The sequence below is a fragment of the Boudabousia tangfeifanii genome (assembly GCF_001856685.1).
Classification (GTDB): domain Bacteria; phylum Actinomycetota; class Actinomycetes; order Actinomycetales; family Actinomycetaceae; genus Boudabousia; species Boudabousia tangfeifanii.
In genome coordinates, this window is the sequence record NZ_CP017812.1 from 48931 (window position 1) to 66112 (window position 17182).

Annotated in this window: 12 protein-coding genes; 2 read left to right on the forward strand and 10 right to left on the reverse strand. The window is 47.0% G+C overall.

What is annotated here, in order from left to right; translation table 11 throughout:
- Positions 1–47 precede the first annotated feature (47 nt).
- Positions 48–1568 carry a DNA cytosine methyltransferase gene (locus BK816_RS00195; protein ID WP_071163368.1) on the forward strand — a complete coding sequence of 507 codons (1521 nt, stop codon included), beginning with the start codon at positions 48–50 and terminating at the stop codon, positions 1566–1568.
- Here BK816_RS00195 and BK816_RS00200 read toward each other — a convergent pair.
- From BK816_RS00200 to BK816_RS00235, 8 genes are all read right to left on the reverse strand, one after another.
- On the reverse strand, positions 1565–3667 hold the full coding sequence (locus BK816_RS00200; RefSeq protein ID WP_071163369.1) for an AIPR family protein: 2103 nt from the start codon (positions 3665–3667) through the stop codon (positions 1565–1567). The genes BK816_RS00195 and BK816_RS00200 overlap by 4 nt on opposite strands.
- A gap of 3 nt (positions 3668–3670) precedes the next feature.
- Positions 3671–4630 carry a PD-(D/E)XK motif protein gene (locus BK816_RS00205; protein ID WP_071163370.1) on the reverse strand — a complete coding sequence of 320 codons (960 nt, stop codon included), beginning with the start codon at positions 4628–4630 and terminating at the stop codon, positions 3671–3673.
- Complete coding sequence (locus tag BK816_RS00210) at positions 4623–7415, reverse strand: Z1 domain-containing protein (protein WP_170299643.1); 2793 nt, start codon at positions 7413–7415, stop codon at positions 4623–4625. The genes BK816_RS00205 and BK816_RS00210 overlap by 8 nt, the downstream gene beginning before the upstream one ends.
- A gap of 11 nt (positions 7416–7426) precedes the next feature.
- Complete coding sequence (locus BK816_RS00215) at positions 7427–8821, reverse strand: ATP-binding protein (RefSeq protein ID WP_071163372.1); 1395 nt, start codon at positions 8819–8821, stop codon at positions 7427–7429.
- A gap of 272 nt (positions 8822–9093) precedes the next feature.
- Complete coding sequence (bsh, locus tag BK816_RS00220; protein ID WP_071163373.1) at positions 9094–10065, reverse strand: choloylglycine hydrolase; 972 nt, start codon at positions 10063–10065, stop codon at positions 9094–9096.
- A gap of 35 nt (positions 10066–10100) precedes the next feature.
- Positions 10101–10793 (reverse strand): DUF4097 family beta strand repeat-containing protein, encoded by a 693-nt coding sequence (locus BK816_RS00225; protein ID WP_071163374.1) that lies wholly within the window; start codon positions 10791–10793, stop codon positions 10101–10103.
- A gap of 33 nt (positions 10794–10826) precedes the next feature.
- A complete protein-coding gene (locus tag BK816_RS00230) occupies positions 10827–11294 on the reverse strand; it encodes an Arc family DNA-binding protein (protein ID WP_071163375.1) in 468 nt (155 codons plus the stop codon).
- Between the two features lie 107 nt (positions 11295–11401).
- The gene (locus BK816_RS00235; protein WP_071163376.1) at positions 11402–12091 is read right to left on the reverse strand and encodes a phosphatase PAP2 family protein; all 690 of its coding nucleotides are present in this window, start codon (positions 12089–12091) and stop codon (positions 11402–11404) included.
- A 112-nt stretch (positions 12092–12203) separates the two neighbouring features.
- Between BK816_RS00235 and BK816_RS00240 the strand changes: the two genes are divergently transcribed.
- A complete protein-coding gene (locus tag BK816_RS00240) occupies positions 12204–13208 on the forward strand; it encodes a hypothetical protein (protein ID WP_071163377.1) in 1005 nt (334 codons plus the stop codon).
- Between the two features lie 153 nt (positions 13209–13361).
- On the opposite strand, the gene BK816_RS00245 is transcribed toward BK816_RS00240, so the two are convergent.
- Together BK816_RS00245 and BK816_RS00250 are read right to left on the reverse strand one after the other, a co-directional pair.
- Positions 13362–15095, reverse strand: a complete 1734-nt coding sequence (locus tag BK816_RS00245) for an ABC transporter ATP-binding protein (protein WP_071163378.1) — start codon at positions 15093–15095, stop codon at positions 13362–13364.
- Positions 15092–17161, reverse strand: a complete 2070-nt coding sequence (locus tag BK816_RS00250) for an ABC transporter transmembrane domain-containing protein (protein ID WP_071163379.1) — start codon at positions 17159–17161, stop codon at positions 15092–15094. Before BK816_RS00250 ends, BK816_RS00245 begins: the two co-directional genes overlap by 4 nt.
- Positions 17162–17182: the final 21 nt, after the last annotated feature.

A 17182-nucleotide genomic window follows, 5' to 3' on the forward strand; every position in this document is an offset into this window, starting at 1 on the left:
GCGGGATGTTAGCTGGCGCCACTTGACTAACCTGGTAGGCTATTGCCGTGAAACGAACGCGAAACGAACGCAGAAAATCGATCCCTATTATCGATTTATTCTCTGGTCCAGGTGGCCTAGGAGAAGGTTTTATGGCCCTTAGGGATAAGCGTGGTAATCGCCAGTTTCAAATTGCGATGTCAGTTGAAAAAGATCCGAGTGCTCACAAGACCCTTACTTTGCGGAGTTTTTATCGAAGAATATTAGACCTTAATGGTGGAGTGGCACCTAAAAGCTATATCGATTATGTGACCAGTCCTTCTCGGATTAACTTTGATAAGTTGACTAACGAATTTCCAAAGCAGTATGAAGAAGCTGTCAACGAGGCTTTGTTGGATGAACTTGTAGAAAACGATGATCGCTTGGTTGAAGTTGCCTTAGAGCGTCTAGAGGATTATCCAAATAGTCCACGAGTATTAATTGGTGGACCCCCTTGTCAAGCATATTCGTTGGTTGGGCGTGCGAGGCGTACGCATGAAGATCGTGAGTCCTTTGAAGGTGATGTTAGGCAGACACTTTATCGCTGTTATTTGCGATTTATCGAGAAAATTCAACCAGACATTTTTGTTATGGAAAATGTGAAGGGGATGCTTAGTGCCACTAGAAAATCAAAAACAATTTTCTCTTTGATCAAGCAAGACATGGAAGAGTTGGGGTATGAACTCCATTCATTGGTGACTGATATTCCATTATTGCCAAGCGATTTTGTGGTTCGTGCAGAAGAGTTTGGTATTCCTCAGGCTCGTCATCGAGTAATTTTGGTTGGAACCAAGAAGAGTGACGAACGAAAAATAACAATACTTGAATCCAAGCCCTGTGTATCAGTTCATGATGCTATTGCTGATCTTCCGAAATTAGGCGGTGGATTTTCATTTAGAGTTAAGGAAAAGATAAATTCGAAGAATGCTTTTTTACGCGAAGCTGTTCAAAAAATACTGCGCTCTATCTCAGACGATTTGATGGAGCAAGAGCTAATGGCATTAGACTTCTCTGGGAAAGATTTACCTCAAAAGTCTTCAGTAAAAAATAACGTCGTTGCGGTTTATCCAAAGTGGTATATCGGTGGATTTAAAGAGACAAATACTGTTTTGAATCATGATGCTCGAGCTCATATGGTTACTGACTATGAACGCTATCTGTTTGCATCTACTTATGCAAAGGTCTTTGGTAAATCACCTAAACTATATAACTTTCCTAGCTATCTCTGGCCAAATCATAAGAATGTAAGTGGTTTGAAGGCTGGTAAGGAAGTCATTTTTTCAGATCGTTTTAAGGTACAAGTCTATAATCGGCCTTCATCAACGGTTACTGCGCATATCTCAAAAGACGGGCATTACTATATTCATCCTGATCCTGAACAATGCAGAAGTTTAACCGTCAGGGAGGCAGCAAGACTGCAAACCTTCCCTGATGATTACTATTTTGAAGGAGGACGAACTTCAGCTTTCCAGCAGGTTGGGAATGCAGTACCCCCACTGTTGGCAAACCAGATTGCTGAATTAGTGTCTAATTTTCTTTTAATCGATTAATCATGATTATCTGGAAGGGTATAGTTAAGTCCGTATTTATTCAGTTTATTTAGAAGGAACTTTAAGACTTTCGCCTGTTCTGGAGAAACGTAGGACTTTCGAATTAGATGATTCAAGATATCAAGTTCTTTTTGTGAGGCTAGCGCATTTTCATTGCAAGTTTTTTGGACTTGGCGCCAAAACTCTGTGCCCGCGTCGATAACTTGTTTTTGAAGATAGTATTCATTGTCGACATGGCCTTGTTTTTTTGCCTCTGATTTCTTTTCTTTGACTGTTCGTGGGTCAATCAAACAGTTTTCGAAATCTTTGGGCATTTCTGGAATGTTTTCACTTAGCTTTTCCCAGCATTTTTCTCGTTTAGCCCATTCGGAGATATTTCGATAACCTTTGTCAGGGTTCATGAGGATAGTATGAGCCATTTCGCTGCATGTAATGATAGCCGCTTCTAGAGCAGGACCAACTTCTTGTTTGTCCCAAACTCTCATGAAGTCAACTGACAGCCCTCTTTTTGCTGCTGCTAGCCTGATTAGACCAATAGTAAGAGGGATATGTTGCGCAAGGTAGCCACCTTTCTCGTACCAATCTTGCTTCATTATCAACGATCGAGTTCTATCAAAAATAATTTTTTTGGCGATGATTTCTTTGTAGAAGTACTCATTAAAATCGTCTTGGCTACTGTCCCATTTTTCGGTGATCACTTGTGCAAAATGAAGGAAGTTTTTCTCAGCTCCCAGATTGACTTTATAACCTTCATCGGTCCATGAGACGTAGTATTTTGCTAGGTCTGTCTTATTGAATCTTTGCGGTTTAGGGTAGGTGGATTCGAAATTTTGCTTTTGAACTCGTGTTCTTTCAAACGATTTTTCGGATTCGTATTGTCCTCTTGTTCTTTCATAGAACCATTTAGTTTGGACTAAAGTGTCTCCAGTTCTGGGAGCAAGTAAACGACGAGATAGATTCTCCATCCAGATATGGAATTTATGATTGGAGAAGAAGTCGGCGTTTGAAACCTTGTTTTGACTATTTGCATAGCGAGAAATAAGAGGGACTAACTCAGTAGTCTGCTCAGAAGATACCCTAGTAAGTTTCATCTGTACTGAAACATTTGAAATATCGTACCCGTTATCATAAGCGCTAAAAATTGATGCTGTTGTCTGACCTCCATTAACAATTTGGAAGTTTGTCATTTTATGAATAGTGCCTGTATTGCTACCTGGTAGTTCTGAATTAAACTCAACTTCTTCAGCTGTTGCAGTGATTCCGTTATTGTAGATTAAGAATTTTTCAGGTTCAGATTTAAGAGTTTCACGAATTCCTCTGTTCACACTTGTTCTATTTTGAAGAAAGAGGCGAACATTTTGTTCTAATAGGCGGGTCTTCCAACGCTCATACAACTGAGCGAGAGTTTTTCCAGGTATAGCGGTTAAGAATACTTCCTGCTCTCCTTTTAACTGCGGCATTCTTAAAGCTGCGAACGGTGAAAAGTCTTTATCAAGATCGACTTCAATTGGTTCATGTTCAGTTTGTGAATTTCGCCAATTCTCCCAACGTTTTAGATCCCAGACATCAATAACCAGAGGGATATCGTTAATATTTTCTGCGCGTAATGACTTGATACTTTTACTTAGCGTTTTAGGTGTGAATATAACAATTCTGAACTCAGAGATACGATTCTTTCGAATAGAGTCACGTATTACATAAGCGAGGTTGAAAGCAGGATTAGTTTCTTCTAAATCATTCCAAAAACGCGGTTTATTGATAGCGTAATCGACGAATCTAAGAACTTTCCTTATCAGAGTATCAAGGTTCGTTTTCGTTAGAGTTTCTAATTCTTCGACCCATTCAGATGCAATAAGAGTTATTGGTCCCTTGCCATCAAGGAAATCAGGGGAGTTTTCAGGGAGCCCACAGTATCCAGTAACCAGCATGCTGGGTCTGTCTAGAGAGAACCGTACCTGTTCAATATCAGGGAGCTGATAGTTACTCGTCAACTCATCTGCAAAAAGGGAAAAGAAGCTATAAGGAATAAGCTCACCGTTTGTTTCTGCCAAAGTGTAAACTTCATTTTTTAATTTAATGAATTCCTGTTTTGCATCCATAGCTTATTTTCCTAGTTCTGTGTATAAATCAGTAAAAAGGGCTTTGTAATCTTTGAGATCTTCAGTGTTAATAGAGTAACTAACTTTGGAAATAGATTTAGAGATATGGCTAGGTGTAAGTCGAGGGAAGTTCTCTTTGACTTCATAGAGAGCTCTCCCAATTATGGACCACTTGATGGTGTATTTGTCGTCGTTTGAAAATCCATACTCGGCAAGCTTATTATCGAAATACAGCTGCTCTAATGGGTCGGGGATTTCATTTCGTACTTTATCTACAAACTGGTTTAAGGTTTTTCCTGATGAGGGATCTTTAGCTAGGGAATAAACAGCTAGATATAAGGCTTCAGATGAATTTGTTGATAACTGATATTCAGATGAGATTGTTACATGGGGGTATGACTCATTATGTTTAGTTTTTACTTCAACGAAGATGTTTCCGAATGAAAAATCTTGATTTGTACCTTCAATCCCGGTCCAACTTTGGATGGCTTGGTGCTGTAACTTTTCTTGTTTTAGTAGTGAACTTAAAAAAGTAAGTTCACCGATTAGTCCCCGTTGAGCTTCTGTTGACAACATGTTCTTAGAAACTGATAGTAACTTTGACCATTTAGCTAAAATTAATTTGGTCGCACAAAGGTGTTTGTCTTTGGTGAATAGTTGGAGCGAGCTAGCAATATTTTCACAAAGTGCTGTAAAAGCTCCTTTGACTGTCCGATCGTTTAGCATCAAAAACAGTGCGTTAGTTTTAGTCGAATTGATAACTTCGATTTGGGAAAAATGTGGGAGTAAAATTTCATTTTCAAGATCCGCGTACGATATCTTAAGACCTTCTCTATCGTGAATATCTTTGATCCAGAAAATATCGTGCAACCTTGGATTAATTTTTTGGTCAAGTTTAATCGTAGATACATGACCTTCTACGGAGTTCTGTAGTTCTTTCCAATAGTCCTGAGTGTTAGTCATCTGCGATCACTCTTTCGGTTTCTTCATCGATTTCTGGTTGATTATCGATTGGGATGGACCAGTTATATGTGTATTCGCATGCTTCGGTAGCATTGGTTTTGGGGAAACAGATGCTCCATCCAAAGGTCTTTACACCTTCACCTACAAATTCACTAGTTAGACCTTTTGCAGGGACAAGATTCACCGGTTGAATAACTAATAATGGTTTTTTCGTGTGTGTTAAGTATGTTGAGTCAGCTATTGCTTTTCCTTCTAATTTCTTTTTCTCTTCAATGGCGTTTATTTCTTCATGCGTTAATGCGACTTTGGAAATACCTCTACTGCTAAGTTTTTGTTTGTTTCCCACTCTGATGTGTTCAGAGTTAGTGTATTTCCCAGCTGTACGTATCAACCAAGAATGATCGTCGCCGATTAGTTTAGTTAATGAAGGATCAACAATTTTTCCCTTTGAACCATTCGCTATAAATACGTCCCAAGTTTCAGCTTCTCCTTCCTCAAGCATTTTTTGGATCGCTTTACTGACATACTCGTATCGAGATTTGAAGGAAAGTTCATCGTCATTTTGGTATTTTTCCAAAAACTCTAGGATAATTTCGAATGGTACGTTTTCAAACATTAAACCGTGAGGCGATTTGTCTCGTCTGTATCTAATTAGTTTCTTATTCGAAGGTTGGTAGTCATTGTTAGACTGAGCCTCTGATGGTTCCGATTGCTCACTTTCTTCAGATTTTTCCACTAATTTTTCAAGAATCTCTAGAACTGCTTGTCGATTGTTCGCAAGCGAATCTTCGTTGTTAAGGAATGCAACGGTTTCAATGACTTTTCTGCTAACGTTTAAGGAAACTAGGACGTCTGTTGCGGTTCGCATTTTTAGTGGGCTAGTAACTTGTAGGGCACCAGGATGTTTCTTTATCTTGAGTGCTAGTTCGTCTGGTTGCAGCTCAAGATCCGACATTTCATCGATTTCAGCGTATAGTTCTTCAACCACACTCGTGATGAATTGATACCATCCCTTAGATTCTGGGGTCAACCATATTCTGCACCTATGTTCGTATGGTTCACGGTAGCCAAACCAACGACACATTTGCATTAAGGTATCGTATCCCTTTGAATTTCGGGCAAAATATGAGGTTACTAATCCTTCAAGAGTTAATCCACGGGAAAGTGTAAACCCACCTATAGCTATATAAAATCTTGCGTTTTCACCAGAGTAGTCGAGAGAATCGTCAGAAGTGCTATTTACTGTTAGTACCTTAATCTCGTCTTCGTGTGAAACTGAAAAAATCGATTTTAAGATATTGATGAAATCGAATTTCGAATGGTCTTCGACAAAATCATGATTCCAAACTTTTTCAAAACGTTGAAAAGTCTCTTCGTCGTTATCGAAAAGAGCGAGATCATCAGTACTTTGGACTAACTGAGCAAAAGAGATAAAGTGTCGCCGTACGTCAGTTAGATATTTACGTACTATATTGCTGAATTTTGCTTGAACATCGACGAATCTACTTACGTTGATTAGCATACTTCGATGCTTCGGATTGTCTTGTAGTTTCTCAATTCCAACGTTAACTAAGAAATGGCATATTGCATCTTTCAAAGATTCTGGAATCTCGTCATTTAGTTGAGTATTTTTTTGATGGTTGGTCGGTAGATATTCTTCAATATCTTCGCAACAGTTTAGGAAAGTATCGTTTTCGTCTGCAAAAACTTTAATAGCTCCGAAGTATGATTGAGGGCTTCTGAGGAGAGTGATGAAGTCCTTTGGAAAAATATCGTTTCCCAAAAATAAGTCGTTTTTTTGAGTATCAATTAAAACATTTGCAAATGGAGTAGCAGTGTAACCGACATATGAGTTCACCTTAAACTCATTTAGTAGTTTTCTGATGTGTTTATTGATCGATGAGGTTTTATCTTTGCCGCGAGCAACATTGATCGAGGCGTTATCCGCTTCATCGTCGATTACTAAAAGAGGACCTCGAAGTCTTGAAGATTTGCAATGTGAAAGCAGACTTTTTAGCGAATTAACATTTTTCTTGGTAACTACGATAGCCACGTGGTTGGCGTCAGTTCGTATGGTCGCATCTTTATTGTGTTCATGTACGTCTGCGTACGAACTTGAGAAAGGGTTAATCACATTTGGCTCTTTGTAGCCTTTAAGGGTGCCTACTCCTACCTTTTTATTCTCTTTCCCCTTAATCATTGAATAACCAATGATTCCTTCATCTACCCGGATCTGGGTTTGAGTTCTTAGATTGTTATGAATACCAGAGAGTACGACGATAGTTTTATAACCAATATCAAGTGCTTTGGCTATTAATCCTATGTAATTTGCAGTTTTTCCAGATTGTACGTCGGCAACGACAAGGCCTCGAACTGATTGGGATTTTTTGTTTGGATCTGCCAGTTTCGATACTAAATCTTTTGTGTATATATCGATGTTTCTGATTGCGTCCGGGTTTAACTTTTTTATTAACGATAGGTAATTAGAGTAGTTACTGAAAAAAGGCCCATTATTTTCCCCAAATTGTCTATTGATTATGAGGTCACGATTGACAATCTCTATGGGAGCTAGTGAGAGAAACTGATACTTGGTCTGGATCGCATTTTTAACATCATGTTTAATCGCAATCAGTGCTGACTCGTCGAGATAAGGTGCGTAAACTGAGGACAACGATTCAATCGCATCATCAATTTTAGCTTCGGTTAATTCGTTTAATTCTTCCAACTTAATCAGTAAGTTGTATACGCCGCTTTCTAAATCACGTGTAACTTCGTCCCGTTTCATTGGAATTAACCTCATTCCACCTCTAGTTGATAGTTTTTGACTACCTCATTGATATTTGCTTCACCTAGACCTTGCTCTGTAAACACACTAAGTACGAGATTTTTTAGCGATTCTCGTTCTGCATCTGAGATGTCTGTATTGTTAAATGAGGAGTTTGGTTGGTGTAGTCGGAAAATGATTTGCTCTATGGGTAATGAGTGTTCTAGTAGTTTTAATATCTTCAAAAAGTATTGTTTTTGGTCATCTGATAGCGATTCTAAGAAGCCCTTAAATATTGGGTTTACTTTTACTATCCGGCAAGAAATTGATTTATCTTTTTCGATGAATTCCCAAACTGGATAAGACTCAGCTTTGATGGGGGCCCTTCCAGCTAGATTGATGGTCCGTTTGGAACGTAACGGAATGGTATTTGTTAATTTCTCTAATCGATGTTTGACGACAAATGGGAGTTGGGCAAAAACTTTTTTAACATCTATGCTCCAATCAACATCACTCGTATTATCCATATCAAGCTCAACGCGGGTAAGTTGACTATCAAAAGACTTTTTAAGTAGGTTGAACCATGTACCCCAAAGAATTAATCGGTTTGAACGGTATAGGTAGATACCCTGGTTTTTCTGATATCCGCCCGGTAATGCGTAGCGATTGTATTCCTCAAGGGATTTGTGTTTCTCTTTCCTCGGTAAGGTGTATACCTGCATGCGGACATTTTGAATATATTCTTCGTCGTCTACTTGGGTTGCCTTGTTATGTCTGCAAAATGGATCGATAGCTACAACAGCATTCCCGTTTACGAATATTTCAACTTTTCGATCAACCTTAACGTGATTAGGTGGCTGAATAAAACGATGAAATACAATGCCTAAATGGGTGATTAGCTTTTCAACATAATCTCCGATTTTGCTGCCATCAATGCGGTCAGTGTTCTGCCAAATGATGACTGTTCCATCGTGATTTAGTTGATTTAGTTGGGGATAATCTAAGAAGTTAGTCGTTTCTAAAAGTGACCATTCATTTGTGCTTGCTATATGGTCTAAATCCCAAGTAAAACCGGAAAGCTCATCGTTTTTTCTGGAGAAAACATTAAGCTTTCGACATTGAGAAAATGAAGCAGTCTTCAAGCCAAGTCCAAATCTGCCCAGATCCGATGGATCCCTTTTTTCCCGTGGGCTTTTGCTACCAAGACGCATCGCATTGATTAGCTCGTTCCTATCTAAACCCCAACCGTTATCTTTGATTGTTACCGAGCAGGAATTTGTTAACCGATCTGGTAGCAGAAAGATTTCAACACGTGTGGCATTTGCAGCAATGGAGTTGTCGATAATATCAGCTACCGCAGTTTCGAATGAATAGCCAATGTCCCTGAGGCTTTCAATCAAAATTTCTGGTGATGGCTCTAACTTCATTGCAATCCTTTCGCCAAGTTAAGTATAGGAGATGAGGTTCACACTGTCGATTGAATTGTTGGCCTATTAGTTTGTCTACTCACCTCCACCGTCGGCTGTTTTAGTAGCGGGGTGGGTGGGGTGCTTGGGGTGCGGACGGGCATTTGCGGGCCGAGGGCGCGCCAAGGGTGCGAACTCGGGGCGCAAGGGCGGAAGCACCACACCCACCCCGCGATGCGGCAGCGCCCTCGGCAAGCAAAAAGAGCTCACCGAGGGTGCCTGGCTTATCGGGGTTAGTTCAGGAAATTGATCTGCTCCTCGTTGACCAGCTCGAACTGGTAAAGCTGGTCAGTGTCGAGCTGCTCGGGCAATCTCACCGCGGTGATTTGCCGGTTTTGGTAGGTGGTGTAGTAGTAGGTGCCGGTGTTGGTGTCGCAGCAGCTGGAGTAGATGGTGTACTCGGGTTTGTCCGCCTGGTTGTAGGTGTCGCCTTTAACCATGGCCACGGATTCGAGGATGTGGAAGAACTGGCTGACGTTTACTTCTGGGTCGAGGGCGTTGGGGGCGGCTCGTTCGAAGGCGGCTTTGACTAGGCGTGAGGCGGGGGAGGTGTCTCCGGGGAGGCCGTGGGTGCCGAAGCCGACGCCAACTGGTTGCATGGGTATGTCTTTGGCGAAGGTGTTTTCGGGCCAGGCACTGGTCAGGTTTTGGAAGAGTTTGACGTTTTCGAGGTGGAAGGGGAAGGGCGGGTTGTTGGTGAGGACTCCGAGGGGGTTTTCGTACCAGTGGAGCCCGTCTGACATGGATTCGATGACGAGGCTGCCGGTGTGGTCGGCGATCATCCAGTGTAGGGGCGAGTTGGGGATGTTGGGGGCGAATGGTTCGTCGAGTATGTTGAGGTTGTTGAGTAGTTCGCGTACTTGGTTGAGGTTTTGGCAGTTGGTGAGTAGGTAGGGGATGAGTTCGAAGGGGGCGACGTTGGTGGACCCGTCCTGGGTGGGGTGGTAGGTCGCATTGCCGGGGAAGTTGAGGCCGGCGGCGGAGAGGCCGGATTCGTTGGTGGCTTCGGCGTAAAGGGGGTAGCCGTCGATGACGGTGGCCATGCCGGTGAGGGCTTCGTGGTTGTTGTTTTTGGTGCCGTCACGGAATTTGAAGGGGTAGTTTCTGGGGGTGACGACTACTTTTTGGCCGAAGGGTAGGTCGAGGTCGAGGTTGCGCCCAAAGAGGGTGGTGTTGGTGCCGGTGAGGGTTAGTGCGGTGCACATGTGGTTTCCTTTCAGGCTGTTTTGGTTTTGTCGTTTTAGGCGCGGGTGATTTTGATGTTGCCGAGGTTGGTTTGGGCTTGGAGGTGAAGGATTTGGTTGCTGGCTGGCCCGTTGCTGTCTTTGAGGTCGGTTTCGACTTTGCCGAGGTTGGTGTGGCAGTCCGCTTTGACGCTGACTCCGGCCTGTACGCCTACTTTGATGTTGCCTGCGTTGGTGCGGGCTTCGAGGGTACCCCCTTCGGTTTGGGCAATTTTTATGGAGCCGGCGTCTACTTTGAGCTTGGCGTCGGAGGTTAGCTGCCCGATTTTAATGTTGCCGGCAGATAGGGCAATTTTGGCGGTTTCTACCTGTTGGATGTTGACGTTGCCGGCGTCTAGGTGGAAGTCTGCTTGGCGTAGTTTTTCGACGCTTAGGTTTCCCGCATTGTTGTTGGTTTCGACGCAGTCAAATTGGCCTTCCAGGGTGCAGCCGCCGGCGTTGAGTTCAATTTTGATTGACGAGTTTTCGGGCACGTTTACATGTAGTTTTACCTGGGGGTGGCTGCTGCCGAGGATGCTTAACCATTTGAGGTTGTTGCCCTGTGATTTTTGGCGGATTGTGGTGACCTCGTTGGTGGTTTCCACTTCGAATTCTTCTGGTTTGGGTGACGACCATTCGACCTGTTCAAGGTTTGCTTTGGCGCTGATGGTCAGGTCGATGCTGTAGCCGTTGAGGTTGAGTTGCGTCATTGGTTCACTCTTTTCGTTTGGTGGTGGGTGGGGTTAGTGCAGCCAACCGTTGAAGTGGCTTCGGCTTTGTTGGGCCGGTTTTGCCACATGTTTACGGATCGCGTTAACGATTTCTGTGTTGAGTGAGTTGTGGTTGCTATTCGCCTGGGTTTCTAACTGATTTTTTAGATTTTCGGGCAGGCGTAGGGTGAGGCGGGTAGTGCCCTGCTGACCATCCTCCAAATCGGTGGTGTCATCAGTGGTGTCGTCGGTTTCGAGGGGTGATGGTGCTTGGGTGGTGATTTTTGGTCCGTGGCTGGTTAGTTGCACCTGGGTTTCGTAGGGCAGTTGCTGGTTGATTTGCCCGATTAGTTCCGTTAAGGTTTCTAGGTATGTCAGGTGCAGGGCGGGAGTGATCGCCTGGATGAGTTTTTCTGCCACCTGTTTAGTTTCCTCATCGGCGAGGGCGGTAGCGTGCTCGAAGGCGAGTGTTATCTTTTGGGTTACCGGATCAATAGCCATGACACCATAGTGACACCACTAATGATGTCGTGCAAGTTTAAGGTGTTTGTGACAGTAGCTTGCTAGACGCTGTCATGGCTTTTGGGTAACAGAATATGCTGTGGGCTTTAGGCGAGGTTGCGCGGTGGCCGCTGGTTGCGAGGGTAGCGGGGTGGCTTCGGTAGGGTGTTGGTTAGCAGGTAGGCGACACCGGAGCCAATCAAACCGCCAGCCAGGGTGTCGGTGAACCAGTGAACTCCCAGGTAGAGGCGGGTTAAAGCAATCAAAAGAATCAAGGCTACTGCCAGTGCCCAGACAATCTGCCGCCCTCGGCTAGAAGTTACATGCCGCACCAGCACAAAGGCGGTGGCGCACGCTAAAGCGGCGGTGGCAGTAGTGTGCCCAGAGGGGAATGAGAAGTTCAGTTCGGTCACCAGCCGGTAGATCGTCGGTGGGCGATTGCGCTGGAAAAACCACTTAAACAGGGTGGAAAGGGCGGCTGCGGCCGCGGTGGCGTACCAAATGTAAATGCCCTCGCGCCAACTACGAGTCCACCAGCCGATTACTAAACCCACAATGAAAGCTAGGAGGGTGGCGTGCAGCGGGTCGAAGAAACTCGTGGCCGTTTCCATGAAAGTCGTGATCGAATCGCGACGTACTTCGATGAGCTCGTGTAGCACTTTGCGATCGCCTTTAACAACTTCATCCCAGTGGGTTAGTACCCCGAGGATAATAGCGGCGGTGATGGCGCTGATCCCGTACCAGAGTCTGGTCTTGCGGGTGGTCACACGAGTGGTGGTCGGATTCGAATTCGGCATGCACGATAGTTTAGTGGTTTTTGCCCTTTTGGGAAGCAAATCGTGCGCAGATTAACCTTGTGCTACGCTTTCAAATGTGACCGATGTTATAGGTAGGTGAAGGGGTTCTGAGATGACTAGTAAATACCAGCCCAGTAAAGAAACGTTACTGTCTGAGGTCCTTGAGTGTTCTGGCATTTGGGATCGGCACCCTACCCCAGAACTTCGCCCTGCCCAGCGTCAAAGCGAGGAAAAACGGGTCACTTTAAGTTTTTCCCAGAATCTACCCAAACCGGTGCAGGTGGTATTCGAGGTCGCCGAGCCAGGTTTAGTCACTTGGCAGGTCTTTCAAGAACGCCGCATGGATGATGAAGATAGCGCCTTTTTAGCACTCGATTTGCCGGTGAAGACTCCAATTGTTTCTGGTTGGGTGCAACGCACCGGGACGCTTCCAGGGAGCGACGAGTTTGCCCAATTCATGTACTGGCAGTCGTTGCGTGGGGACGAACTTTGGTGGTCGGCTGGTAGCCAGGAAAAATATCGGCAGAGCCTCGTCTTTCACCAATTCACCGGCGAGTGTTTCGACAGCAATAACGGTTTCCCTATTTTGCTCCAAAGTGGCGCGGGCGTCAGCGCACGAGGTGAAGGTCTGTTCCTAGATGATACGACCCTCGCTTTCTATCAGCCTGACGATAAGGCCCCAGAATTGTGGTTACAGGATAGTAGTGTCACCACGCTTATTATGGGGCTCAGTACCGTGATTGCGGCCGAGGCCGGTTTCCTGCTCGACCAGCACCCGGCAACGCCAGTTGATCTCACGGACCCGAATTGGAAACACGGTAGTAGATGGAATTCGCTACCAATCAAATTCCCAGAGCGAAAGATTTTGGTGCCCGAGGAAGACCAAAGTGCCTACAATTATTTTGAGAAAATGCCGCGCTTTTTCCTCTGCAAACATCATGATGAAGACTTCTATCATCTTTCCTTGCAAACCTACGACCTAGTGATGAACCCAGAAACTTTGGAAGATGAAGAAGACGATCCCGAGTTCCCCTTCGGCCCAGTAGTGACCGATGATGAGATTGAAGATGTTTTTGTTTGGAGTGACAAGGTCAGTATTTACAGCTTCGACAACTAGTTCCAGACTCTCCGGCAAAGCTACTTTTTAAGTGGGGTGCGGTTATTGTTGCTGCCCACCGTTTCACAGCTGAGCGTGCTGATTGGCTTTGCTGAGCGTTCTACCGGTTAGCCTGCTTACTGGCTTTGCCAAGCGTTCTACCGCTTTGTGTGCCTACTGGCTTTGCCACGCGTTCCAAAGTTTGGCGTAGTAGCGTCCAGCCGCAATCAGTTCCTCGTGGGTCCCGATTTCGGCGATCTGTCCCTGGTGCATGACTGCGACTCGGTCCGCGTCTTGGGCGGTAAACAGGCGGTGCGCAATCATAATCACGGTACGCCCAGCCAGCGCCTTATTCAAAGTGCGTTCGAGCTGGTGAGCACTCGATGGGTCCATCATCGAGGTGGCTTCGTCCAAAATCACCGTGTGTGGGTCCAACAAAATGAGACGGGCGAGGGCGATTTGCTGTGCTTGGCTTGGGCCCAGGGATTCTTTGGAAGCGCCCACTTCAGTATGCAGCCCCTGCGGCAGGTCCTGCACCCAGTTTGCTTCCACGGTTTTCAGGGCGTCCCACAGTTCGTCCTCGGTCGCATCGGGGCGAGCCAACCACAAATTGTCAGCCAAAGTGCCCGTGAAAATATGGTGTTCTTGGGTAATCAGAGCCACCTGGGAATGCAGGGTCTGTTCGTTCATGTCGAGCATTTCCACCCCGCCGACCTTAATTGCGCCCGAGGTTGGACCATCAATCCCGGCAATCAAGCGAGCCAAGGTGGATTTGCCAGCACCCGAAGTACCCACGATCGCTAGTCGTTCACCCGGCACCAAGTCCAAAGACACATCCCGCAAGACCGGACGGCCTGGCTGGTACTCGAAGGACACGTTCTCGATCTGGAGCTGACGATTTGCCGGCTGCTCATCGGTGGGGGTGCGGTCTGGTGGCAACAAGCCCACCCCGAAAATACGCGAGAAAGCCGACCAGGCAATCTGGGCATTATTCGTCCAGTAAATGGCCGAGGTCATGGGCGCACGCACTTGCAACACATACATGGCAATGGTGGTAACTTCACCGATGGTGATGGTTCCCTTCGGCACCCCCCAAATCGCCATCAACAGCAGGAAGAAGAGCGGAGAAAGCACCAGCACATTCAAGGCGGCCATCGTCACCGAACGAGTTAGCTGGGCACCGTTAACCCCTGACCAAACGGTGGTGGCCGCATTCGCGAACTCCTGCTGGCGCAAGTTTTGCAAGTTCAAAGCGGTCAGGGTTTCCGCCTGCTCCGCATTTTCAGTCACTTGCCCGGTTGGCTCGGTGTTTTCCCAGTTACCGTTGGCCTGGTAAATATGGTTCGCCCTCGAAAGGAACCATTTGAGCAGGTAGTAAACCGGGAAAGCCGACAAAATCAGCACCCACCCGATCCGAGGGGAGGTCACCATTGCGGTCGTGTAGGTAATAATCAGGGTGAGGAAAATCTGCAGCAGAGTAATGGCCCCACCAGTAATAAAAGATTGGACACGACGCACGTCATTGGTTACGCGCCCCACCAAGTCGCCAGTTCCCGCAGTTTCCACCACTGAAAGGGGTAAGTGGGTGACTTCGTAAATCATCTTGTCACGCAAATGCTGGAAGACTCGTTCACCCATAATGCCGGCGCACCATTCACTGAAATAGGTGAAGGCCACGCGCACCAAAAGTAGTGCAAACATGCCGACAATAGCCCAGGTGATCCAACGGCGACTGGCTCCCGCCGAAATCGCGTCAAGCGTCTTACCGGTCAAAAGTGGCAGGACGGTTGCCGCAATCGTGGCGACCACCTGGCCGGCCATTGCCGCCCACAAGAGCTGGCGGTTATCTTTCGCAATGATTTTGAGTTGGTGGCGAATCTCTGGCCCATCAGCAACCGGGAGTTTCATCGACCCACCTCCTCGTCGTAGTCATTTTCGCTGGGTTTATCGTTCACTTCGCTAGTGGCCTGCTCAATCACCCGGGCAAAAGCGGCTAGGGCTTGGTCGTTTACTTGGCCGGAGGCAAACTGGCTGGGGGTGCCGCCCCCGAGGGCGTGACCGTCCTCGGCCAGCACCAATACTTGGTCAACGGTATGAATCAGCAGGGGAGAGGCGGTGGCAATCACGGTGGTGCGCCCGGCACGATTTTGCGCCAAAGACTGCCCGATAGTCGCTTCCGTGTTGGCATCCTGGGCCGAGGTCGGGTGCGAAAGCAACAACACCGGAGAATCTGCAGCCACTGCGCGCGCCAAAGCTAAACGCTGACGCTGCCCGCCCGAAAGGTTACGACCCTTTTCCAAAATGCGGCCGTCCAAGCCACCCAAAGAAGTCAAGACGTCATTCGCGTTAGCCACCTCGATGGCCGCCAAAAGCTGGTCATCCCAGTCGGTCGGCTGGTGATCGGGCAGCAACAAGAACTCACTTTCGGGAGAGCGTTCGATGGCATCCCAGGCGAGCAATTCCGGCAAAGTCAAAGGCGGGTTCGCCACCGCCTTTCGCCCTAGCAGGGACTTGCGGAGCGAGCCGGCAAACACCCCGGCCTCACCGGAGCTGAAGAGCACCGCGTCGCGCACGCCCTCGATCGGCAAATCAGCTAGCTTCACCTGCTTGGCTCCGCACAGGTCGCCACCCTGAAGCTGCACTTCGGTGCCGTCCTCGAGACGAGCCAAACGCCGCACCAAAGCAGTCGAAACTTCCGGATTCTCACAAACCACCGCGGTAATCTGGCCGCCATGCAGTTTGGCGCCACTAGCCATGTCCTGGAAACTCACCGCATTCCAACTACTTGGCGACTCCTTGGTGGCCTGGTCAGTCAAATTCGGCTCCACCACAGTCATCTGGCAAATTCGGGCCGCAGCCACCTGCGCTCCCGTAATCACCATGGCCGCGGTGACGATCGAGTTCACCGAAGACTGCAAATACGTGGACAGCCCGAAGAAAGCCAGCAGGGTGCCCGCGGTCAGCGAACCATTCCAGACCATGTAGGCACCCACGGCAATAATGGTGGTTTGGAACAAGGCCGGCATCCCGGCTCGCAAGGTGGCCATTAATGCGCGGAAGACCACCACTTTCATGCCTTTTTCGGTCAGGTCGCGCGAAGCCTCCTGATAGTGGGCGGTGTACTTATCTTCGCCGCCGATACCGCGCAGCACGCGCAAACCCATCACCGCATCGGTCGCCACCGTGTTTAGCTGGCCGAGGGCGCCACGGGCTTCGTCAGTGCGACGACGCAAGGGCTTAGCGGTAGATGAGACCAGCAAAGTGGCTGCGGGTAAACCCAAAAGCACTAGCAGACCCAATGGGATCGAGTAGGAGAGCATAATGGCGCCCGAAACCAACATGGTGATTAGCGAGGCGGTTAGCGCCGGAAGAAAGAGCAGAAGATCGGCGATCGCACCCGAGTCAACCATAGTTGAAGCCACGAGGTTGCCGGACGAAACTTGTTTCGTCATCGGAATGGCGCGATCAATCGTGCGGCTAGTTAAGTTAAAGGACTGCCACCAAGACATACGCCAAGCCAGATTCATATTGGCAATCTGATCTAAAGCCCAAGCTAGGCCGATCACGAGCACGTTAATCACCAGCATCAGGAACCAGAAAGCGAAATTACTGTTAAAGCCTTCCGCAAGGCCATCATTAAGCATCTTGCCCAAGATTAATGGCACGCAAATGCCCGATAGGCGCATCAAAGTCGAAACAAATAGGGAAAACAAGTATGGCCACTTCTGCATTTTGATTTGTTTCCAAATCAAAGCGCGAGGAGTCTTCGGCAAATCGTAAATATCTAGCGGAAGATCAAAACTCTGAGGCACGTTATGCGGAAAACGCATAGTTTTCGGAAGTGCCAGGTTCAGCTTGTCTAAGGCCTTGAGCCAAATAGAATCTGCCGGCGCATACAGCTGGGCTCGGCCTGGACGCGAGGGATCAAAAGTTGGTTGGTCGGTTACGTAGGGTGGTTCAAACTTGTTTTTCATCGGCGGTAGTTGCCCTCCTAG

Bases quoted from the DNA above. Each gene is read 5' to 3' on its own strand.
- BK816_RS00200 (WP_071163369.1), bottom strand. From the start codon at position 3,667: ATGGATGCAAAACAGGAATTCATTAAATTAAAAAATGAAGTTTACACT.
- BK816_RS00205 (WP_071163370.1), bottom strand. From the start codon at position 4,630: ATGACTAACACTCAGGACTATTGGAAAGAACTACAGAACTCCGTAGAA.
- BK816_RS00210 (WP_170299643.1), bottom strand. From the start codon at position 7,415: ATGAAACGGGACGAAGTTACACGTGATTTAGAAAGCGGCGTATACAAC.
- BK816_RS00215 (WP_071163372.1), bottom strand. From the start codon at position 8,821: ATGAAGTTAGAGCCATCACCAGAAATTTTGATTGAAAGCCTCAGGGAC.
- bsh (WP_071163373.1), bottom strand. From the start codon at position 10,065: ATGTGCACCGCACTAACCCTCACCGGCACCAACACCACCCTCTTTGGG.
- BK816_RS00225 (WP_071163374.1), bottom strand. From the start codon at position 10,793: ATGACGCAACTCAACCTCAACGGCTACAGCATCGACCTGACCATCAGC.
- BK816_RS00230 (WP_071163375.1), bottom strand. From the start codon at position 11,294: ATGGCTATTGATCCGGTAACCCAAAAGATAACACTCGCCTTCGAGCAC.
- BK816_RS00235 (WP_071163376.1), bottom strand. From the start codon at position 12,091: ATGCCGAATTCGAATCCGACCACCACTCGTGTGACCACCCGCAAGACC.
- BK816_RS00240 (WP_071163377.1), top strand. From the start codon at position 12,204: ATGACTAGTAAATACCAGCCCAGTAAAGAAACGTTACTGTCTGAGGTC.
- BK816_RS00245 (WP_071163378.1), bottom strand. From the start codon at position 15,095: ATGAAACTCCCGGTTGCTGATGGGCCAGAGATTCGCCACCAACTCAAA.
- BK816_RS00250 (WP_071163379.1), bottom strand. From the start codon at position 17,161: ATGAAAAACAAGTTTGAACCACCCTACGTAACCGACCAACCAACTTTT.